15 protein-coding genes are annotated in these 20,162 nt (G+C 63.1%); 8 read left to right on the forward strand and 7 right to left on the reverse strand.

Translation table 11 applies throughout. From position 1 onward, the window contains the following. Positions 1-7: 7 nt before the first annotated feature. Genes AC1Q6X_RS22725 through AC1Q6X_RS22735 form a run of 3 tightly spaced genes read right to left on the reverse strand, consistent with a single transcriptional unit; the run spans position 8 to position 3,560 of the window. Positions 8-1,411 carry a PoNe immunity protein domain-containing protein gene (locus AC1Q6X_RS22725; protein WP_492498467.1) on the reverse strand — a complete coding sequence of 468 codons (1,404 nt, stop codon included), beginning with the start codon at positions 1,409-1,411 and terminating at the stop codon, positions 8-10. 24 nt (positions 1,412-1,435) lie between these two features. Continuing rightward, on the reverse strand, positions 1,436-2,248 hold the full coding sequence (locus AC1Q6X_RS22730) for an alpha/beta fold hydrolase (RefSeq protein ID WP_492498468.1): 813 nt from the start codon (positions 2,246-2,248) through the stop codon (positions 1,436-1,438). Position 2,249: 1 nt separating this feature from the next. Continuing rightward, entirely contained in the window at positions 2,250-3,560 is a 1,311-nt protein-coding gene (locus AC1Q6X_RS22735; protein ID WP_492498469.1) for an O-acetylhomoserine aminocarboxypropyltransferase, read from the reverse strand. A gap of 375 nt (positions 3,561-3,935) precedes the next feature. On the opposite strand from AC1Q6X_RS22735, the gene AC1Q6X_RS22740 reads away from it, so the two are divergent. Together AC1Q6X_RS22740 and AC1Q6X_RS22745 are read left to right on the forward strand one after the other, a co-directional pair. Beyond that, the gene (locus AC1Q6X_RS22740) at positions 3,936-4,478 is read left to right on the forward strand and encodes a 2OG-Fe(II) oxygenase (RefSeq protein WP_492498470.1); all 543 of its coding nucleotides are present in this window, start codon (positions 3,936-3,938) and stop codon (positions 4,476-4,478) included. Between the two features lie 129 nt (positions 4,479-4,607). Then, positions 4,608-5,054, forward strand: coding sequence for a CBS domain-containing protein (locus AC1Q6X_RS22745; protein WP_010398828.1), 447 nt, complete (start codon positions 4,608-4,610; stop codon positions 5,052-5,054). 67 nt (positions 5,055-5,121) lie between these two features. On the opposite strand, the gene AC1Q6X_RS22750 is transcribed toward AC1Q6X_RS22745, so the two are convergent. After that, positions 5,122-7,383: a putative bifunctional diguanylate cyclase/phosphodiesterase gene (locus AC1Q6X_RS22750; RefSeq protein WP_070291631.1), complete on the reverse strand. Its 2,262-nt coding sequence runs from the start codon at positions 7,381-7,383 to the stop codon at positions 5,122-5,124. Positions 7,384-7,943: 560 nt separating this feature from the next. Here AC1Q6X_RS22750 and aroC point away from each other — a divergent pair. Next, positions 7,944-9,038: a chorismate synthase gene (gene aroC, locus AC1Q6X_RS22755; RefSeq protein ID WP_070224428.1), complete on the forward strand. Its 1,095-nt coding sequence runs from the start codon at positions 7,944-7,946 to the stop codon at positions 9,036-9,038. Positions 9,039-9,150: 112 nt separating this feature from the next. Here aroC and AC1Q6X_RS22760 read toward each other — a convergent pair whose 3' ends face one another. Together AC1Q6X_RS22760 and AC1Q6X_RS22765 are read right to left on the reverse strand one after the other, a co-directional pair. Next, positions 9,151-10,647 (reverse strand): HDOD domain-containing protein, encoded by a 1,497-nt coding sequence (locus AC1Q6X_RS22760; protein WP_070224427.1) that lies wholly within the window; start codon positions 10,645-10,647, stop codon positions 9,151-9,153. Continuing rightward, positions 10,644-12,383, reverse strand: a complete 1,740-nt coding sequence (locus tag AC1Q6X_RS22765; protein ID WP_070224478.1) for a putative bifunctional diguanylate cyclase/phosphodiesterase — start codon at positions 12,381-12,383, stop codon at positions 10,644-10,646. Before AC1Q6X_RS22765 ends, AC1Q6X_RS22760 begins: the two co-directional genes overlap by 4 nt. Before the next feature lie 396 nt (positions 12,384-12,779). Between AC1Q6X_RS22765 and AC1Q6X_RS22770 the strand changes: the two genes are divergently transcribed. From AC1Q6X_RS22770 to AC1Q6X_RS22785, 4 genes are all read left to right on the forward strand, one after another. After that, positions 12,780-14,462 (forward strand): isovaleryl-CoA dehydrogenase, encoded by a 1,683-nt coding sequence (locus AC1Q6X_RS22770; RefSeq protein ID WP_492498471.1) that lies wholly within the window; start codon positions 12,780-12,782, stop codon positions 14,460-14,462. A 146-nt stretch (positions 14,463-14,608) separates the two neighbouring features. After that, entirely contained in the window at positions 14,609-15,259 is a 651-nt protein-coding gene (gene upp / locus AC1Q6X_RS22775) for a uracil phosphoribosyltransferase (protein ID WP_046682928.1), read from the forward strand. 21 nt (positions 15,260-15,280) lie between these two features. Beyond that, positions 15,281-15,643 (forward strand): Hpt domain-containing protein, encoded by a 363-nt coding sequence (locus tag AC1Q6X_RS22780; RefSeq protein WP_070224424.1) that lies wholly within the window; start codon positions 15,281-15,283, stop codon positions 15,641-15,643. A gap of 298 nt (positions 15,644-15,941) precedes the next feature. Beyond that, positions 15,942-16,145 carry a cold-shock protein gene (locus AC1Q6X_RS22785; protein WP_010398811.1) on the forward strand — a complete coding sequence of 68 codons (204 nt, stop codon included), beginning with the start codon at positions 15,942-15,944 and terminating at the stop codon, positions 16,143-16,145. 1,257 nt (positions 16,146-17,402) lie between these two features. On the opposite strand, the gene AC1Q6X_RS22790 is transcribed toward AC1Q6X_RS22785, so the two are convergent. Further along, positions 17,403-18,314, reverse strand: coding sequence for a LysR family transcriptional regulator (locus tag AC1Q6X_RS22790; RefSeq protein ID WP_070288820.1), 912 nt, complete (start codon positions 18,312-18,314; stop codon positions 17,403-17,405). 216 nt (positions 18,315-18,530) lie between these two features. Here AC1Q6X_RS22790 and aceB point away from each other — a divergent pair, with 216 nt between their 5' ends. Next, positions 18,531-20,129, forward strand: coding sequence for a malate synthase A (gene aceB, locus AC1Q6X_RS22795; RefSeq protein ID WP_070223472.1), 1,599 nt, complete (start codon positions 18,531-18,533; stop codon positions 20,127-20,129). The last annotated feature ends 33 nt before the right edge of the window (positions 20,130-20,162 follow it).

Below are 20,162 nucleotides of genomic sequence, written 5' to 3' on the forward strand. Positions count from 1 at the left end.
GGGGCATTCAGGGCGTGGGCGGCATCACCCAGTGGGCCAGCGCGCTGCGCTCCAGGCCAAGGTGTTTGGCCACGGCGGCCGCCTCGAAGGCCCACAGGCCGTAGTAGCCGCCCAGGCCGTGCGCGCGCAAATGGCCGTTGAACCAGTCTTCGTGCACCAGCGCGCCATGCCAGCTGGCCAGGTAGTGCCGCAGGTGCTCGAGCTGTTGCGCCGGGTCGTCCGCGTCCAGGCACTCGTACAGGGCGGAATAGGGTTCGGCGAAATACCATTCGTCGACGGCGGGTCGCTGCGCATCGATGGTCGACAGCAGCGCTTCGTACACGCCGTCTTCGCCATCGAAGGCCGTCTGCAGGGCGGCCAGGCGCATGGCCAGGTCGTGGCGGCCGAACAGCAGGGCCGCGCCCAGCAGCTGCAGGGTGCGCGCATAGTCCGTCAACTGTTCGAAATCAAAGGCGGGCAGGGCATCGTCATCGTAGGCGGCTGCCAGGGCCGCGCGTGCCGCTTCGCAGGCGGCGATGGCAGCTTCCAGCGCCGTTTCCACGTCAGGCAAGGGCAGGCCGGCCGTGTAGCGCAGCGAGAAGACCTGGTAAGCCACGCTGGCGGCGGCGCACGCCCAATAGGAGCTATCGCCGCCGTCGACTTCCGCCTGCGCCTGGGCGCGTTCATAGGCGGCCAGCAGGGCGTCGAGGTAGGCCAGGTTGCGCGCAAAATCGAAGGGGGTACCGAAAGGCGCGGGCGGCGTGTGGCGCGGCGCGTGGGGCCACGGTTCCTGCGCTGGCAGACAGACATCGGCGCATTCGCGCTGGATGGCCCAGTCGGCGAAGATTTGCTGCAAATATGCCGCCGTCTCGTCGTCGTGGGCGATGGCGCCCGCGCCCACCAGGGTCGTGCCCAGCAGGGTGTAGCCGGGGAAGCGGCTGCTTTCGTAGGCGATGGTGGTCACGCTCTGGATGGCCTTGCCGTCGCTGAGGTCGCGCACGCGGAAGTACACGTCGTCCCAGCCGGCCAGCGGCGGCGCTGGCGCTTCGTTCGGCAGGGTGGCCCAGCTGCCGTCCGCCTGCTCTTCATAGGCGTCGAGCAGCTCGTCCAGGCCGCCGGGGCGGTCGATGCGGTTGTTGGCATCGTATTGCAGGCCCAGTTCGGCCGCAAACGCGGCCGCGTGGCGGCCCTCGAAGACCAGGTATTGCGCGTTGATCGTACCGACCAGCAGGTCCGTGTGCTGGCCCGCCACGACCAGCGCCTGCGGCAGCCGGAACCAGTGGTAGCTGGGGATGCCGGCCATGGGACCGCCTTCGTCCGCTTGCGGGTTATTGAAACGCAGCTGTTGCAGCCAGTTGTAGCGTTCGTGCCGCTCCGCTTCCGTGCCGCTGCCGCGGCCGGTCAATTCTTCAAACAGGGTATTCAACAACATGTGCATCTATCCTAAAAAAAGCGTTCATGCCGCTGCCGTTTGCGCAAACGCAAACAGCGCGTCGAGCACGGCGTCCGGCTGCTCGGCCATCAATTCGTGCCCGCTGTCGACCTGCACCACCGTGCCATGCGCAATGGTGGACGTCAGCAGCCGGGTCGATTTGGGCGGCGTCATCATGTCGCGCGCGCCGAAAATGAATAAAGTGGGGCAGTGTACCGAAGCGGCCGCGATTTCGCCGTTCGCGTAGGCATTGCAGGCAGAAAAATCCGTGTGAAACACGTGACCGGGGTTGAGGGCGGCGATGCGCTGTTTCAGGCGCCGCGCGCCGCCCATGGCATAGAAGCCGGGGCCGGGAAACGACGGCTTTTGTGCGATCGACGAGTGCGACCAGATATTGACCATGTCGATGGCCGCCTGTTCATCGTTGAGCGACGTTTCCAGCAGCGCCGGCGAAACCTTCATCGGGTAGGTGGAACCGAGCATGGCCAGGTGGCTGACGCGATCCGGCGCCAGGAATGCCGCTTCCAGCGCGATCAATGAACCCATGCTGTGGCCGACCAGCATGGCCCTGGATGCGCCGGCCCCGTCCAGCACGGCGAGGATCCAGCGCGCCAGGTCTGCCACATTATCCTTTGCCGCGCCGCCGCTGCGGCCGTGGCCCGGCAAGTCGACGGCCAGCACGTTCCAGCCGTGGTGGGCGAAATAGCGCGACTGCAAGGCCCACACGCTATGGTCGTTTTGCGCGCCGTGGATGAAGACGGCCGTGGGCTGGTGCGGCTTGAATGGTTTGCCGCCCGTGTAGCAGTAGGCCGTGGTGTTGTCGATGGTGAGCTGCATGTCAGGCGCCTTTCTGCGACAGTTTCAGGCCACGGGCCAGGTCTTCGATCAAATCGTCGGCGTCTTCCAGGCCCACCGACAGGCGCATGGTGCCCTGCGTGATGCCCGCCTGCGCCAGTTGATCGTCGGGCACGCGGAAGTGCGTGGTGGAGGCGGGGTGGATGACAAGCGACTTGGCGTCGCCCACGTTGGCCAGGTGCGAGAAGATCTTTAGGCTGTCGACAAAGCGCTGGCCCGCCGCGCGGTCGCCGCGCAGGCGGAAGGTGAAGACGCCGCCCGCGCCCTTCGGCAGCAGGGTTTTCGCCAGCTCGTAATCGGGATGCGACGGCAGTTCCGGGTAGGACACGGATTCCACGGCCGGATTGGCCAGCAGGAAATCGATGACCTTGCGCGTGTTGGCCACGTGGCGGTCCATGCGCAAGCCCAGGGTTTCGATGCCCTGCAGGATGGCGAAGGCGTTGTGCGGGCTCATGACGGCGCCGAAGTCGCGCAAGCCTTCGCGCCGCGCGCGCAGGGCGAACGGCGCCACCGTCGATTCCTCGGCGAAGACCATGCCGTGAAAGCCGTCATATGGTTCGCACAATTCGGCGAAACGGCCTGTCTTGTCGTACGCCGCCTGCCAGTCGAAGGTGCCGCCGTCGACCAGCAAGCCGCCGATGGCCGTACCGTGCCCGCATAAAAACTTGGTGGCCGAGTGGAACACCAGGTCGGCGCCATGCTCGAAGGGGCGCAGCAAATACGGCGTGGTGAACGTCGAATCGAGCATCAGCGGCAGCTGGTGTTCGTGCGCCAGGGCGGCAATCTTCGGAATATCGAGCACGTCGAGGCCGGGATTGCCCAGGGTTTCCGCGAACAGGACTTTGGTATTCGGGCGGATGGCGGCGCGCCAGGCGTCCACGTCGCGCGGGTCGACGAAGGTCGTCTCGATGCCGAAGCGTTTTAATGTATACGCCAGCAGGTTGTGCGAGCCGCCGTACAGGGCGCGCGAGGCAACGATGTGCGAGCCGGCGCCGGCGATGGTACATAAACCCAGGTGCATGGCGGCCTGGCCGCTGGCCGTGGCGATGCCGGCCACGCCCCCTTCGAGGGCGGCGATGCGCTCTTCCAGCACGGCGTTGGTGGGATTCGAAATGCGCGAGTAGACGTGGCCGGCCCGCTCCATGTTGAACAGCGAGGCCGCATGGTCCGAACTCTTGAAGGCAAACGAGGACGTGAAATGGATGGGCGTGGCGCGCGCGCCCGTGGCCGGGTCGGGCGCGGCGCCCGCATGCAGGGATAAGGTATCGAAACCGGGGTATTTCGGGCCGCTCATGGTGTCTCCGCCAAGTTTTATAGTGGCAAGATCGTAACCTGATTTGCAGCTGAGCAAAAGGGCTGCTGTGCAGGGCGCATGGCGCCGTGCTGGCGGACGGTCAGGCTCAGCTCGCGTGTAACCGGCAGTGTAAAAAAAGTGACCGGCGTGGTGCGGCGGTGGTACGATATCGTATCAGCGATATTCGGGCTGTCTTAGCTGTGCGCGTGCGCCGCGCCGCAGGGAAACAGTTGCAAGCGAACGAAATCCTGGGCTTCAGGCGCACTCTCATGCATGTCCACCAGGAAAGATTTTATGCCCGCAATATCGTTCGACGGCTCCCTTGCCGTACCCGGACCCTCTATCGTCGACGGCCTCTGCCAGGCAGGCTGGCTCATGCAAGAGCATTTCATCTCCCCTGAACTGAGCCGCCAGCTGGCCGCCGAATGCGTGCAATCCATGCTCAGCGGCAAGATGAAGGGCGCCGGCGTGGGCAGCGGCCATGCGCCGCTGCTGCAGCCGGACATCCGCGGCGACCATATTGAATGGCTGGAAACGGGTCGTTCAGAAGCGTGCGACCGCTACCTGGCACACATGGAAGCGCTGCGCCGCGTGCTCAACCGTGAGCTGTTCCTGGGGCTGGAAGAGTATGAAAGCCATTTCGCCCTGTACGCGCCGGGTGCCTTTTACCGGGCCCATCTGGACCGTTTCCGCGACGACGACAAGCGCACCGTGTCCGTCGTGCTGTACCTGAACGACGACTGGCTGCCCGAGCATGGCGGCGCGCTGCGCCTGCACCCGCAGGATGGCGCTCAGGTGGATATCTTGCCGCAGGCGGGCCGCATGGCCATGTTCATGTCGGGCGAGATGCTGCACGAAGTGTTGCCGACGGCGCGCGAGCGCCTCTCGATTGCCGGGTGGTTCCGCCGCCGGGGCTGATGAAAAGTTGCGCGCAATCCCCCTCGATTTGATTGCGCGCAAGGCTGGATTTTTCCGCAGGCATAGGCTACAGTCGCAGTAAGGGCTTAGAATAACTAAAATACCAATCACGCGGACAGGACGGCCAATATGAAAGTATCTGAAATTCTCCAAGTCAAGGGCAATATCCTCTACACGGTCACGCCTGACCAGCCCCTGCTTGACGCGGCCAATACCATGGCTGAAAAAGACATCGGTTCGCTGGTGGTCATGGAATTTGGCGACCTGGTCGGCATGCTGACCTTCCGTGAAGTGTTGAACGCCTTGCATGAAAACGCGGGCCAGATCGGCGGCGGCACCGTGCGCAAGCACATGGATGACCACCCGATCACCGTGACCCCGGATACGGAAGTCAACGAAGTGCGCCGCATCATGCTGGAAAAGCACGCGCGCTACCTGCCCGTCATGAATGCCAAGACCTTGCTGGGCGTCATTTCCTTCTACGACGTGGCGCGCGCCGTGCTCGAAGCGCAAAGCTTTGAAAACCAGATGCTGAAAGCGTACATCCGCGACTGGCCGGCCGAAACGACGGACTGATACCACGATGCAGTAAAAACAACGCCGGCGATTGCCGGCGTTTTGCATTCGCGATCCAAGGTGCAACCTATGCCGCGCCCTGCAGCGCTTCGTTGTTCAGCCAGGTGCCCAGCGCCGTAGCCGTCATGGGGCGGGCGAACAGAAAGCCTTGCGCCATCGGGCAGCCCAGCGCCTGCAAAATCTGTGCTTGCCGCTCGTCTTCCACGCCTTCGGCGATCACGGCCAGGCCCAGGTTGCGGCCCAGCTGGATGACCATTTCCGCGATGCTGCTGCCGCGCGCCGATCCCGTGATCTCGGTGACGAAGGCGCGGTCGATCTTCAGGCGGTCCACCTGCAGGCGCTGCAAATAGGACAGCGAGGAAAAGCCCGTGCCGAAGTCGTCGATGGCGATGCTCACGCCCGTCTGCTTGATCTGCCACAGCATCTTGATCAATAAGTCCGGCTCTTCCATGGCCATCGATTCCGTGATTTCCAGCTCGATGAATTCGGGCGGCGCCTGCGTTTCTTCCAGCGCCGCGCGCAGCATTTCCAGGAACAGCGGGTGGCGGAACTGCACTTGCGACACGTTGACGGACATGACGAAGTTGCGGTGGCCCTGCTCGCGCAGCAGCACCAGTTCGCGGCACGCCGTGCGCAGCACCCATTCGCCGAGGTCGATGATGATGCCCGAATACTCGGCGATCGGGATGAAGCGGTCGGGCGAGATGAACTTGCCGTCCGGCGTCTGCCAGCGCAGCAGCGCTTCGGCGCCCACGGGCCGGCGCGTGGTCAGGTCGATTTGCGGCTGGTACACGACAAACAGCTGGTCCTGGCTGAAAGCCGTGCGCAGCGCGTGCATCATGCGGACTCTCTCTCGGATTTCGATGCCCATGCTGCGCGAAAAATAGAAATGCCCGGCGCGCTGCTGGCTTTTGGCCCGTTTCAGCGCGATGTCGGCATCCTTCAGTGCATCGGCGCCTGTGCCCGCATGTTCGCCCAGGCGCACCAGGCCCAGGGTGGCTGACAGCTGCACGTCCTGGCCATCGATGCAGAACGGCGGCTGGAACAGGGCCAGGATATTGCCTGGGTTGACTTGGGACGAGTCGCCCAGCACGCAAAAGATATCGCCGCCCAGGCGCGCCACCGTCAGCTGCGGCCCCAGCTGGGTTTGCAAGCGGCCCGCCACGGCGATCAGCAGCGTATCGCCGAACTGGTGTCCCAGCGCGTCGTTGGTTTCGGCAAAGTGGTCGAGGTCGACCAGCGACAACGTGGCGTCGTCGCGCGCGGGGCCGGCCAGGGTGGCGTCGAGAATTTCCACCAGGCGCGTGCGGTTCGGCAGCTTCGACAACTGGTCGTAGAAGGCGGCGTTGTGCAGGTGCGATACCAGCTCGACGTTGTCCAGGCCCACGGCGACGTTGCTGCAGAATACTTCCAGCAGGCTTTCATCGATGGCGGAAAGGGGGCGCGGCAGCATGAGGTAGGCGGCCGCGTCGCGGCCGGCCTTGCCCGCGAAGTACAGCGTGGCGTAGTCGTGTGCGTAGACATTGCGCCGCTGCGCCAGCGTGTGCTCGATGGCGGCCATCACGCGCGGGTTTTGCAGGCCGCACAGGGCGCTGTGCGGCAGGCTGGAAAAGCTGCCCGTGCAGGCCGAAACGAGCAGCTCCTTGCTGCCATTGTCCTGCAAGTCCTGCACGCACAGCACGCCGTCGGCGCGGGTGCCCAGCAGGTCGGCGATCTGCGCCAGCACGCCGGCCGAGAAATTCTGTACGCCATGCAGCGCCATCAGCTGCGTGCTGGCGTGGACGATACGGTCCAGGCCGCGCCGGCTGCTGTTGATTGAACGGATCTGCTCGTACGAGCGGATGGCCGCCGTCACCGTGGTAAACAGCTTGATGCGCGTCAGTTCGGACTTGGTCTTGTAGTCGTTGATGTCGAAATCGCGGATGGCGTCGATTTCCGGCGCATAGCCGGGCTGGCCCGTGCGCAGGATGATGCGCACGTCCGTCATTTTCAGCGTTTCGCGTATGTAGCGCACCAGGTGCAGGCCCGCGTCATCCTGTTCCATGACCACGTCGAGCAGGATGACGGCGATGTCGTCTTCATGCTTGAGCAGTTCGCGCGCCTGGCCGGCCGAATACGCATGCACGAATTCCAGCGGGCGGTGCTGCATTTCCAGATTGCCCAGGGCGAATGTGGTGGTGGAGTGGACGTCTTCATCGTCGTCGATGATCATCACCCGCCAGACGCTGCGCTGTGCGACGGCCAGCGACGCCGCTGGTTGCTCATCGAGGAATACCAGGTCGTCGTGATCGTCCTTGTTGGCGTCAAGGGGGATGATCGGTGCGGGCATGTATAGCTTCTCCAGGATGACTCAATACGGAACGTGAGCACATCAGAAATGTCCATGGCGTTGTTGTACTGCCTCGCCGTACTCGCGTACTGTCTTCGGCAGTACGCCTAGCCCTGGGCATTTCTGATGCACTCTGGAACAACGAAAAACAGCACTCAACTATCGTTGCGTTGCCTCGCCGTACTTGCGTACTGTCTTCGGCAACGACGCCTGGCCCTGGGCATTTTGTGACGTGCTCTCGGCGCAGCCTAAATCTGGGTTGGCGTTCAGTATTGTGTGCCGCGCTCTGATCCAAGTATATAGCTATTTAATAAGCAAAATGTTTTTTTAAGTCTATTCTGTAGGGCAATATTTCTTGCATTGCATGATTGCGACGCTTATTTGGTATTTTTTATGCGAAAAAATAACGCGGGATTTTAAAATGGCGGTTTGGGGCGGGGCGAAAGGCGCGGCGGGAGGGTGGGTGGCGGGTAAATATCGGGCAGTGGCCTGGCATTAGCGGCATGGCATGCCCCGCAGGCTGGTAGAATTGAGTTTTCCAGTCCTCACCACTTCCTACTATGTCCGGCAATTCTTTTGGCAAGCTGTTTACTGTTACCACTTTCGGCGAATCGCACGGTCCGGCCATCGGCTGCGTGATCGATGGCTGTCCGCCGGGCTTGATCCTGTCGGAAGCCGATATCCAGCCCGAGCTGGACCGCCGCAAGCCGGGCACTTCGCGCCACGTGACGCAGCGCCAGGAATCGGATACCGTGGAAATCCTCTCCGGCGTGTACCAGGGCGTGACGACGGGTACGCCCATCGCGCTGCTGATCCGCAATGAAGACCAGCGCAGCAAGGACTACGGCAATATCGCGGAAAGCTTCCGCCCCGGCCACGCCGACTACACCTACTGGCATAAATACGGCGTGCGCGATCCGCGCGGGGGCGGGCGCTCGTCGGCGCGCCTGACGGCACCCGTCGTGGGCGCGGCGGCGATTGCCAAGAAATGGCTGCTGCAGCAGTACGGCACCACGTTCAAGGGCTGCATGAGCCAGCTGGGCGATATTCCCGTGCCGTTCCAGTCGTGGGAGCACGTGCATGCGAACCCGTTCTTTGCCGCCAGCGGCGACGCGGACCTGATCGCGCGCATGGAAGCGGCGATGGACCAGCTGCGCCGCGACGGCGATTCCATCGGCGCGCGCATCGACGTGATCGCGCAAAACGTGCCGGTCGGCCTGGGCCAGCCCATCTACGACAAGCTCGACGCCGACATCGCCTATGCCATGATGGGCATCAATGCCGTCAAGGGCGTGGAAATCGGCGCCGGCTTCGATTCGGTGGCGCAAAAGGGTTCCGAGCACGGCGACGAACTGACGCCGGAAGGCTTTATCGGCAATAACGCGGGCGGCGTACTGGGCGGTATCTCGACGGGACAGGACATCAGTGTGTCGATCGCCATCAAGCCGACGTCGTCGATCCGCACGCCGCGCCGCTCGATCGATAAAGAGGGCAATCCCGTGATGGTGGAAACGTTCGGCCGCCACGACCCCTGCGTGGGCATCCGCGCCACGCCGATCGCCGAAGCCATGCTGGCGCTGGTGCTGATCGACCACGCCCTGATGCACCGCGCGCAGTGCGGCGATGTCAGCGTGAATACGCCGAAGCTGAAGTAAATTGAATGTTGTCGGATGACGGGCTTGCGGCCCTGATCCGACCTACGGCCCATGCCATGTAGGTCGGATTAGCGCGCAGCGCGTAATCCGACACCATTGTCGGCGCTTCCTGTCACGCCACCTTGTTCGCCACCAATTCCAATTGATGGCGCATCTCCACCGACTGCACCAATAACGCCCGGATATCGTTGATCAGGTTAAATTCCGTCTGATTCAATTGGATCGGCGGGAAGCTGTCGTCCCAGTCGCCATATAAAAATCCCGTGGGGTGGCCGTTGGCCGACAGCGGCAGCACGACGAAGCTGCGCGCTTCCGACAGGGTCGTCTTCCACCATTGCGGCAGTTTGGCGGCGAATTTCGGGTCGCGCGCGTTGTCGATGAAGATCACGCGGTCGCTGTTGAGGGCCGCATGGAAGACGTTCGGCTCATACGCGTCGCCAAACACCATCAAATCCTGCAGGTCCGCCATGCCTTCGCCCAAGCTGATGCGCGCCGAATACAAATGGTCCCTGTGGTTGCGCACGAACGCCACCGAGCGCGAAAAATCGAAGCCCTGGTGCAGCGTTTCGAGCGCCATCGAGACCATCTGTCCCGGGCTGGCGCTGCCGATGGCGCCGCGCAGGTCGGCCAGGCCGCCGATCAACACGCGATTGCCTTCGGCGCGCATGCGCGTCGAGGCCAGCTGGCGCGCGCGCCGTTCGGCCGGTTTCGACAGCGGTGCGATCGACAGGTCGGCCGCCGCCATCGCCTTGGCCTTGTCCACCGCCACCACCAGGTCGGTCGCGGTGATGCCCAGGGTGCCCGCATAATCGTCGATCAGCGCATGCACCTGCGCCGCGCCGGCCGCATCGTCATGCCACAGCGAGTCGGCGCAGCGCGCCGCCATCGTCGACAGGCCCGCCATCCAGTCGGCGCCGCTGACGGGGGAGTTGTCCGGCGACGGGTCCATCGGACGCATGCCGTTGATCAGGTGCTGCGGCAAGCCCCAGTGGGCGGCCGTGGCATAGCCCACTTCGGGCAGCGACAGGCCGAGGATTTCGCGCGCGGCGGCAGCTTCGTTGCCGGGACCCGCATGCGCCTGCATGCGCGCCCAGAAATCCGTCATGTAGAACGTCACCATCATGCGGCCCAGGGTGTGCAGCATGGAGCAGACGACGGCTTGCTCCGCCTGCAGGCTGCCGGCGCTGGTGGCCACCTGCTGCGCCACCATCCCGGCCAGCACGGCTTTTTCCATTTCCACGTGGGCGCTGACGGAATCGGGTGACGCCTGCGACAGCTCCTCGATCAGCTTCAGGCCCAGCGCCAGGTGGCCGATGGCGTCGATACCGAGCACCAGCACGGCCTTCGAGACCGTGTTGACGCGCTGGCCGAAGGCCGAATACATGCCGCTGTTGGCCAGCCTGAGTACCTTGTGCGTGAGGACAGGGTCGGACAGCACCGTTTGCGTGATGTCGAATTCGTGGTCATCCTCGCCGCGCATGGCGCCCAGGATGGCGCTGATGGCTTTCGCGAAGCCGGGCATGTCGCCTTGCTGTCGCGTGCGCGCCCACAGCAGGTCCAGGGTGTTTTTGCCTAGCTGTGTCGGTACCGTGAAATGACCTGGATTCATTGCACCCCTCCGCGCGGTTCATTGGCAGACGGCGCAGGCACCAGCGCCGCATAGGTTTTGTCGCTCAAGGCCGATAGCGCGGCATGGGCCGGCATCGGCTTGCCCGTCAGGTAGCCTTGCACGTACTGGCAGCCGCGCGACTCGATGAAGTGCATCTGCTCCTCGGTTTCCACGCCCTCGGCCACGACGGACAAATTCAAATGCTTGGCCAGGTCGAGAATGGTGTTGCAGATGGCCGCATCCTTGCTCGATTCGGGCAAGTCCTTGATGAAGGTGCGGTCGATCTTCAGCACGGAAATGGGGAAGCGCTTCAGATACGCGAGCGAGGAGTAGCCGGTGCCGAAATCGTCGATGGCGATGCGCGCGCGGCGCTCCGTCATCTTGACGAGGATGGTTTCAGCATGCACGGGGTCGATCATCAGCGTGCCTTCCGTGATTTCCAGCACCAGGTGTTCGCCGGAGAGACCCGAAAACGCGATGGCTTCATCGAGCACGTCGAGGAATTTATCGTTGCGGAACTGGCGCGGGCTGATGTTGACGGAGATGTACAACGGCCGTTTGGCCACTTCCTGGAACTGCTTGAGCTGCACGCAGGCCGCCTTCAGCGCCCAGGCGCCGAGCAGGTTGATCAGGCCATTGGCTTCCGCAATCGGGATGAAGCGCACGGGCGGCACCAGGCCCAGGGTCGGATGCTTCCAGCGCATCAGGGTTTCGAAGCCCTGGATCTGCCGCGTGTGCGCGTCGACGATGGGCTGGTAAAACAGCAGGAATTCGCCTTCGCGCACGGCGTGGAACATGGCCGCTTCCAGCGAAATATCGTGTTCCGACGGGCCGTTCAGGCGCGGGCTGTAGACCAGGCAGCGGGCCTTGCCCGTTTCCTTGGCGCGCGACATGGCCGCATCGGCCAGCGCCACCAGGCGCACTTCATCCTCCGCGTGCAGCGGATAGATCGATACGCCGACGGAGGCGCCCACGTAGATCGTGTGGCCATCGACTTCGAACGGCGCCTGCAGGGTGGCCAGCAGGCGGCCCGTCACCAGCTTGATCTGGGCGTCGGTGGCGCTGCCAGGCAGCACGGCGACGAATTCGTCGCCGCCCACGCGCGCCAGGGTGTCGCTGTCGCGCAGGGTCTTGCGCAGGCGCGCGGCGGCCAGGCGCAGTACGGCGTCGCCGACGGGGTGGCCCAGGCCATCGTTGACCTTTTTAAAACCATCGAGGCCGATGGTGGCGACGGAAAAGCCCTGGCCCGAACGGGCGGCCTGGGCGATCACCATGCGGATGCGGTCCGACAGCAGCAGGCGGTTCGGCAGACCCGTGAGCGCATCGTGCGTTGCCATGTGGCGCAGCCGTTCTTCCGTGTTGTGCTGGGCCGACGTGTCGCGCCCGACCACCAGCAATTCGGCCACGCCGGCCGCGTTCATATAAGACGACAGGCGCAGCTCGAACCAGATTTCCTGGTCCGGCGCTTGCAGGCGCACTTCCAGGCGGCCCGGCTCTTCCAGCGCGTCTTCCAGCGCCGCCTGCAGCGCCGCGCGCGACGCTTCGGTGGCCAGCGGCAGCAGCAAATGGCCGGACAGGCCCGAGGGCGCGCCGAACAGGGTGGCCGCGCGCTTGCTGGCGAACAGGATCAGGCCGTCCGTATCGAGCCGGAACACGACGTCGCCTGCCTCTTCCATGAGGTTGTCCAACTCGTGGCGGGCCTCGCGGTGGGCGGCGGATGGGGTACTGGAAAACATCGTGCTGGCTTTTACCTTTTTATTATCAGTGCCGGCGCTCGCTGCAGGGCAGGGCGCCAACGGAAACAGTGCATCGTGCGTGACGCGCGCCATAGGGCCGGAAGGGCGGCTATCGGAACGCGATCCACACGAAATGTATCATTGAAAAGCATTCGATTACATGAAATAAAGCAACATTGCTTCAGGTTTTGTAAATATTCCTGCCTTCCATGAAAAAAATCATGCCGCGCGACACACATGGGTATTTTCATTCCACGTGGAAACATTTATCTGCGCTTGCTTCCCCTGGCGCGCTTGCCCCGCCTTGCGCTTTGCGCTAGTCTGGCTGGCAGACGGTGTTGACGGCGCGCCCGCAGCAGGCAAGGGCGCCATGATAACAAATCGCGGGAGACCCCCATGAATGCTTTTGATACGCATGAAGTTTTCAACCAGGCCACGCCGTTTGAAAACGTCAACCTGTTCGCCTGCGACCCGGCGCTGATCGAAGCGCTGCTGCGTGAAGGCGGCGGCGCGGCGCTGCAGGAGCTCGACGCGCTGGGCGACAAGCTGGGCCGGGCCGAGACGTACGCGCTGGCGCGTCTGGCCAATATCCACACGCCCGAACTGCAGCAGTTCGACCGGTCCGGCCGGCGCATCGACGAAGTGCTGTTCCATCCGGCCTGGCATGAACTGATGGCCATCCTCGTGGGCGCCGGCGCGCACGCGTCGCCCTGGGCCTCGCCCGGCCCCGGCGCCCAGGTGGCGCGCGCGGCCGCCTATCTATTAGTGGGGCAAGTGGAAAACGGCACGCAGTGTCCCGTGACGATGACGTATGCCTCGGTGCCGGCCCTGCGCCAGGCGCAGGATCTGCCGCAGATCGCGCAGCGCTGGCTGCCGAAAATCCTGTCGCGCGAATACGATCCCCGCTCCTTGCCCGTGGAACAAAAACGGGGCGCCCTGGTCGGCATGGGCATGACGGAAAAACAGGGCGGCTCGGACGTGCGCAGCAATACCACGCGCGCCGTGCCCGTGCCGCCGGACGAGGCGCAAGCGCTGTTCGGTGCAGAGGCAGGCGGCGCCTGGCGCATCGTCGGCCACAAATGGTTTTTCTCGGCGCCCCAGTGCGACGCGCATCTGATCCTGGCGCAGGCGGACGAGGGCGGACTGTCGTGTTTCTTTTTGCCCCGCTACCTGCCCGACGGCAGCCGCAACGCCATCCGCGTGCAGCGCCTGAAAGACAAACTGGGCAACCGCTCGAACGCCTCGTCGGAGGTGGAGTTCACCAATGCCTACGGCTGGCTCGTGGGGCAGCCGGGGCGCGGCATTCCCACCATCCTGGAGATGGCCAGCCATACGCGCCTCGATTGCGTGCTGGGCAGCACCGGCATCATGCGCGCCGCCTTGACGCAGGCGCTGCACCATGCGCGCCAACGGGCCGTGTTCGGCAAGCCGCTGGCCGAGCAGCCGCTGATGCAAAACGTGCTGGCCGACCTCGCGCTCGAGTCGGAAGCGGCCACGGCGTTTGCGTTGCGCCTGGCCCGCTGTTTCGATGAAAAGGACGATGCAGGGCAGGCGATGCTGGCGCGCGTGCTCACGCCGGCCGGCAAGTACTGGATCTGCAAACGGGGGCCCGGCTTCGGCGCGGAAGCCATGGAAGTGCTGGGCGGCACGGGCTATGTGGAAGAGGCGCCGCTGGCGCGCCTGTACCGCGAACTGCCCGTCAACTCGATCTGGGAAGGCTCGGGCAACGTCATGTGCCTCGATGTCTTGCGCGCCTTCGGCAAGTCGCCTGCCGCGCGCGACGCCCTGGCGGCCGAGCTGGCGCTGGCCGGCGATGATGACGCTTCCTTTGTTGCCTGCCGCGCGCGCCTGCTGGCCGACCTGGATGGAGCGCAAACGGATGAATTTGGCGCGCGGCAATTGTCCGAGCGCATCGTGCTGGCCGTGCAGGCGGCCTTGCTGCTGCGCCATGCGCCACCGTTCGTTGCGCAAGCCTTCCTGCAGTCGAGGCTGGTGCAGGCGCCGGGCGGGGCGTATGGCCGCTTGCCAGCGGGCACCGATTGCGCGGCCATCCTGGCGCGCGCGCTGCGCGAGTATTGATTTCAATAAATCCGAATATTTCGAAAATTCCGGCCACAGGCGGGCTGCGGACTGGGATAATGCTGCAATCCATGATTTTATCGACACACAGCGCGCTTGCGGTGCATGCTTGCCGCCGCGCCAGAGAGTAGAGAAAGAAAAACAATATGAAACAAGACCCACGCTTCCCGAATTTGTTCATTACCGATCACCCGTTGATCCAGCACAAACTGAGCCACATGCGCGAGCACGACACGTCGACGCGCACCTTTCGCGAATTGCTCAAGGAAATCACTTTGCTGATGGGCTATGAAATCACGCGCGATCTGCCGCTGACCACGCGCGAAATCAAGACCCCGCTGGTGACCATCGATGCGCCCGTCATCGCCGGCAAGAAACTGGCCATCGTGCCCATCCTGCGCGCAGGCATCGGCATGAGCGATGGCTTGCTGAACCTGGTGCCGTCGGCGCGCGTGGGCCATATCGGCGTGTACCGCGACCCGGCCACGCACATGCCCGTGGAATACCTGGTGCGCCTGCCGGACCTGAACGAGCGCACTTTCATCCTGTGCGACCCGATGGTGGCGACCGGCAATTCGGCCGTGTATGCCGTCGATGTGCTGAAAAAACGGGGCGTGACGGACGAGCAGATCATCTTCCTGGCCCTGGTGGCCGCACCGGAAGGCGTGACCGTGTTCCAGAACGCGCACCCGAACGTCAAGATGTTCTGCGCCGCGCTCGACTCGCACCTGGATGACCACGCCTACATCGTGCCGGGCCTGGGCGACGCCGGCGACCGTATCTTCGGCACCAAGTAAGTCATTCAGGCGAGTATTGCGATGGCAACCTTGATCGATCCGGATTTCCGCACGCGTTTGCGTGCATTGAACGAAAAGTATGCGGCCAGCGTGCCGGCCCTGATGCAGGCGATTGCGCAGGCAAGCGGCCGCTGCGACAGCGAAGGCGCCCGTCTGGAACCGTTGACGGAGCTGCACCGCGCGCTGCACGCGGTGGCTGGCTCGGCCGCCACCTTCGGCTTTGCCGCGCTGGGCCAGGAATGCCGGCGCATCGAACAGCTGGTGCGCGCCATGCTCAATACCCCAGCGCAAGCGGTGGCGGAATGGCCCGCCTTGCGGGCGCAAGTGACGGCGCTACTGGACTGGGCAGAACGTGATGCGGGCGCCACCCATTTCACCGCGTGAGCGACAGCACTACAGAGATGTGGTTGCAATGATTCATTTGATGCAACGCAAAGCACCCGCGTCGAAGATTAGGATATAGTGTCTCCATGCCGCTGGTAAAGGGCGCCGCAAGACGGGGATTTGGCTATTAAAGTAGTGTTCGCAAGTTTATTTTGCGAAAGAATGGTTTTTCTCAGTTTTGTTGGTATAATTGGGCATCGTTGGATTCGAGGTAGTAGTGCAGTTTGTCTGTCATTTCTTTCTTGCTTCAAACGATATAACGGGCGCAAGCCCAACTTAACTGAAATAGGAAATTGTAATGGCAACTGGCATCGTAAAATGGTTCAATGATTCGAAGGGTTTCGGCTTTATTACCCCTGACGAAGGCGGCGAAGATCTGTTCGCTCACTTCTCGGCTATCCAGTCGAACGGCTTCAAGTCCCTGCAAGAGAACCAACGCGTTTCTTTTGAAGTGACCGCTGGCCCTAAAGGCAAGCAAGCTTCGAACATTCAGCCAATCTAATACGCTGGATCAAACGAAATAAAGAAATCCTCGGTCTCCGAGGATTTTTTTTCGCCTGAATTTCCGTGAGGTATGGGTTTTTCGTGGGCTGCGCGCTCTTTTGGCGTGCTTGCGTCGCCGTGTAGGTCGGCTTAGCGCTTGCGCGTAAGCCGACAATGGCGGTGCTGGCGAGGTGCATGGGCTGGCGGTGTCTGCTTACGCTGCGCTAAGCCGACCTACGCCGACTTACGTCGACCTACGTCGACCTACGCTGACCGATGCCGGCCTGCGTCTGGTACGTCGCGGTGCGCAATCAAGCCGTTGCGAATACCTCTGATTTTTGGCCGGCATGCCTCGCCGGGCAGGCGGGTAGCTGGTAGGTCGGCTTAGCGCTTGCGCGTAAGCCGACAATGGCGGTGCTGGCGAGGTGCATGGGCTGGCGGTGTCGGCTTACGCTGCGCTAAGCCGACCTACGCCGACTTGCGTCGACCTACGTCGACCTACGCTGACCCATGCCGGCCTGCGTCTCGCACGTCGCGGTGCGCAATCAAGCCGTTGCGAATACCTCTGATTTTTGGCCGGCATGCCTCGCCGGGCAGGCGGGTAGCTGGTAGGTCGGCTTAGCGCTTGCGCGTAAGCCGACAATGGCGGTGCTGGCGAGGTGCATGGGCTGGCGGTGTCGGCTTACGCTGCGCTAAGCCGACCTACGCCGACTTGCGTCGACCTACGTCGACCTACGCTGACCCATGCCGGCCTGCGTCTCGCACGTCGCGGTGCGCAATCAAGCCGTTGCGAATACCTCTGATTTTTGGCCGGCATGCCTCGCCGGGCAGGCGGGTAGCTGGTAGGTCGGCTTAGCGCTTGCGCGTAAGCCGACAATGGCGGTGCTGGGGAGGTGCATGGGCTGGCGGTGTCGGCTTACGCTGCGCTAAGCCGACCTACGCCGACTTACGTCGACCTACGTCGACCTACGCTGACCCATGCCGGCCTGCGTCTGGTACGTCGCGGTGCGCAATCAAGCCATTGCGAACCCCAGTGATTTTTGGCCGGCCTGTCTCGCCGGGCAGGCCGGTAGCTGGTAGGTCGGCTTAGCGCTTGCGCGTAAGCCGACAATGGCGGTGCTGGCGAGGTGCATGGGCTGGCGGTGTCGGCTTACGCTGCGCTAAGCCGCCCTACGCCGCCCTTAGCCGACCTACGCACGATCAGGGGGCTGAAGTTGTTCCCTCATGCGTCACGACGGGGGCAAAACCGTCGCGCAGCAGCTTGGGTCCGGCATCCTCAGATGGCGCGCTCGCGCCAGTAGTCGGGTTGGGAATATGCATGCCGCAAAAAATCCACAAATGCCCGTATGCGCAGCGGCAAGTGGCGGCGTTGGGCGAAGACGGCATAAATATCATTGCCCGGCGCGGCGAACTGGTCCAGCACCGTCACCAGCTGGCCCGATTCGATCTCCGCGCCCACTTCCCACATCGAGCGCCACGCCAGGCCCTTGCCTGCCAGGGCCCAGTCGTGCAGCACTTCGCCATCGTTGCACACCATATTGCCTGCTACTTTCAGAATCACATTCTTGCCGTTTTCGCGGAAGGTCCAGCCCCGCTGGCTGCCTTCGCTGCTGATCGCCAGGCAATTGTGCTTGGCCAGGTCGGCCGGGATACGCGGCGTGCCCGCCCGTTTCAGATAGGCGGGCGAGCCGACGAGCACGCGCTGGTTGTCGGCCAGCTTGGTGCTCACGAGCGAGGAATCGGACAGACTGGCGATGCGGATGGCCACGTCGATGCCTTCGCCGATCAGGTCGACGAGGCGGTCGTTCAGATTCAGCGACACCGTCACGTCGCGGTGCTCGGCGACAAACGAGGGAATCAATGGCGCCACGTGCTGGCGCCCGAAGCCGGCCGGCGCGGAAATGAGCAAATGGCCGCTGGCTTTGACGCTGCGCTCGGCCACGGCCGCTTCCGCCTCTTCCAGTTCCCCCAGAATGCGCTGGCAATCTTCCAGGAAAGCGGCGCCTTCATTCGTGAGCGCCAGCTTGCGCGTCGTACGCTGCAGCAATTTGACGCCCAGGCGCTGCTCCAGTGCATCGAGACGCCGGCCTATCATGGCCGGCGCGATGCCTTCCGCGCGCGCGGCGGCCGACAGGCTGCCCTTGGCCACCACTTCCACGAAGGTCGATATTTGTCTGAACTGGCCCATGTGTTGCTCCCGCTATGTCATCACTTGTGATAAAAACGCATAGATGAAGTGATTTTTAATCTCGTTTCCATGCCTTATAGTGCAATACTATAGAACAAACGCGCCGCCTGGCAGAGTGTTTTTGCGCCTCTGTCCAGCTTGCCTGCGCAGTCGTTGCGCTTATACTTGGATCACCAGATTTCCTTTGCTTATATTGACTAAAAACCGGAGAACTTCATGACGCAGAACACGATCGCACTTCCCGATGGCATGCAAATCACGGGTGACATCGCCCCCGGCTACGAACAGATTTTGACGCCGGCCGCGCTGGCGCTGGTGGCCAAGCTGACGCGTGCATTCGAGCCGCGCCGCCAGGAGTTGCTGGCCGTGCGCGTGGAACGGGCCAAGCGCCTCGACGCGGGCGAGCGTCCTGATTTTCTGCCAGAAACCGCGCATATCCGCGACGGCGACTGGAAGATCGCGCCGATTCCGAAGGCGCTGGAATGCCGCCGCGTGGAAATCACCGGTCCCGTCGAGCGCAAGATGGTCATCAACGCCTTCAACTCGGGCGCGGACAGTTACATGACGGACTTCGAGGATTCGAACACGCCGAACTGGGATAACCAGATCACGGGCCAGATCAATATGTATGACGCCGTGCGCAAGACCATTTCGCTCGAGCAAAATGGCAAGTCGTACAAGCTCAACGACAAGATCGCGACCCTGGTTGTGCGTCCGCGTGGCTGGCACCTCGATGAAAAGCACGTGCTGGTCGACGGCAAGCGCATTTCCGGCGGCATTTTTGATTTCGCCCTGTTCATGTTCCATAACGCCAAGGAGCAGCTGGCGCGCGGCGCCGGCCCGTATTTCTACCTGCCGAAGATGGAATCGCACCTGGAAGCGCGCCTGTGGAACGACATCTTCGTCATGACGCAAAACGAACTGGGCTTGCCACAAGGCACGATCAAGGCGACAGTGCTGATCGAAACCATCCTCGCCGCGTTCGAAATGGATGAAATCCTGTACGAACTGAAGGAACACAGCTCGGGCCTGAACGCGGGCCGCTGGGATTACATCTTCTCCTGTATCAAGAAATTCAAGCTGGACAAGGATTTCTGCCTGGCCGACCGCGCGAAAGTCACGATGACGGCGCCATTCATGCGTGCCTACGCCTTGCTGCTGCTGAAAACCTGCCACAAACGCGGTGCACCGGCCATCGGCGGCATGGCGGCCTTGATCCCGATCAAGAACGATCCGGAAAAGAACGACATCGCCATGGGCGGCGTGCGCAACGACAAGGCGCGCGACGCCACCGACGGCTATGACGGCGGCTGGGTTGCCCATCCGGGTCTGGTGGAACTGGCCATGGGCGAGTTCACGAAAGTGCTGGGCGACAAACCGAACCAGATCGAGAAACAGCGTCCCGACATCGACGTCAAGGCATCGGACTTGCTGAACTTCCAGCCGGAAGCGCCGATTACGGAAGCCGGTTTGCGTTACAACATCAACGTGGGCATCCACTACCTGGGCAGCTGGCTGGCCGGCAACGGTTGTGTGCCCATCCACAACCTGATGGAAGACGCGGCCACGGCCGAGATCAGCCGCTCGCAAGTGTGGCAGTGGATTCGTTCCAGCAAGGGCGTGCTGGAAGACGGCCGCAAGGTGACGGCAGACATGGTGCGCGCCATGATTCCGGAAGAGCTGGCCAAGGTGCAGCGCGATGCGCCGGGCGGCAATGGTCCGACCTATGTGCGCGCCGGCCAGATTTTCGAGGAAATGTCGACGTCGGAATCGTTCGCCGAATTCCTGACCTTGCCGCTGTACGAGGAAATCTGATCCTGATCAAATAACAGCATAAAAAAATCCCGG

Source organism: Janthinobacterium sp. GW823-FHT06H09 (assembly GCF_058794735.1).

Coding starts and splice junctions, on each gene's coding strand:
- AC1Q6X_RS22770 (WP_492498471.1), top strand. CDS start 12,780: ATGAATGCTTTTGATACGCATGAAGTTTTCAACCAGGCCACGCCGTTT.
- AC1Q6X_RS22725 (WP_492498467.1), bottom strand. CDS start 1,411: ATGTTGTTGAATACCCTGTTTGAAGAATTGACCGGCCGCGGCAGCGGC.
- AC1Q6X_RS22740 (WP_492498470.1), top strand. CDS start 3,936: ATGCAAGAGCATTTCATCTCCCCTGAACTGAGCCGCCAGCTGGCCGCC.
- AC1Q6X_RS22730 (WP_492498468.1), bottom strand. CDS start 2,248: ATGCAGCTCACCATCGACAACACCACGGCCTACTGCTACACGGGCGGC.
- AC1Q6X_RS22760 (WP_070224427.1), bottom strand. CDS start 10,647: ATGAATCCAGGTCATTTCACGGTACCGACACAGCTAGGCAAAAACACC.
- AC1Q6X_RS22745 (WP_010398828.1), top strand. CDS start 4,608: ATGAAAGTATCTGAAATTCTCCAAGTCAAGGGCAATATCCTCTACACG.
- upp (WP_046682928.1), top strand. CDS start 14,609: ATGAAACAAGACCCACGCTTCCCGAATTTGTTCATTACCGATCACCCG.
- AC1Q6X_RS22750 (WP_070291631.1), bottom strand. CDS start 7,383: ATGCCCGCACCGATCATCCCCCTTGACGCCAACAAGGACGATCACGAC.
- AC1Q6X_RS22765 (WP_070224478.1), bottom strand. CDS start 12,383: ATGTTTTCCAGTACCCCATCCGCCGCCCACCGCGAGGCCCGCCACGAG.
- AC1Q6X_RS22790 (WP_070288820.1), bottom strand. CDS start 18,314: ATGGGCCAGTTCAGACAAATATCGACCTTCGTGGAAGTGGTGGCCAAG.
- AC1Q6X_RS22735 (WP_492498469.1), bottom strand. CDS start 3,560: ATGAGCGGCCCGAAATACCCCGGTTTCGATACCTTATCCCTGCATGCG.
- AC1Q6X_RS22780 (WP_070224424.1), top strand. CDS start 15,281: ATGGCAACCTTGATCGATCCGGATTTCCGCACGCGTTTGCGTGCATTG.
- AC1Q6X_RS22785 (WP_010398811.1), top strand. CDS start 15,942: ATGGCAACTGGCATCGTAAAATGGTTCAATGATTCGAAGGGTTTCGGC.
- aceB (WP_070223472.1), top strand. CDS start 18,531: ATGACGCAGAACACGATCGCACTTCCCGATGGCATGCAAATCACGGGT.
- aroC (WP_070224428.1), top strand. CDS start 7,944: ATGTCCGGCAATTCTTTTGGCAAGCTGTTTACTGTTACCACTTTCGGC.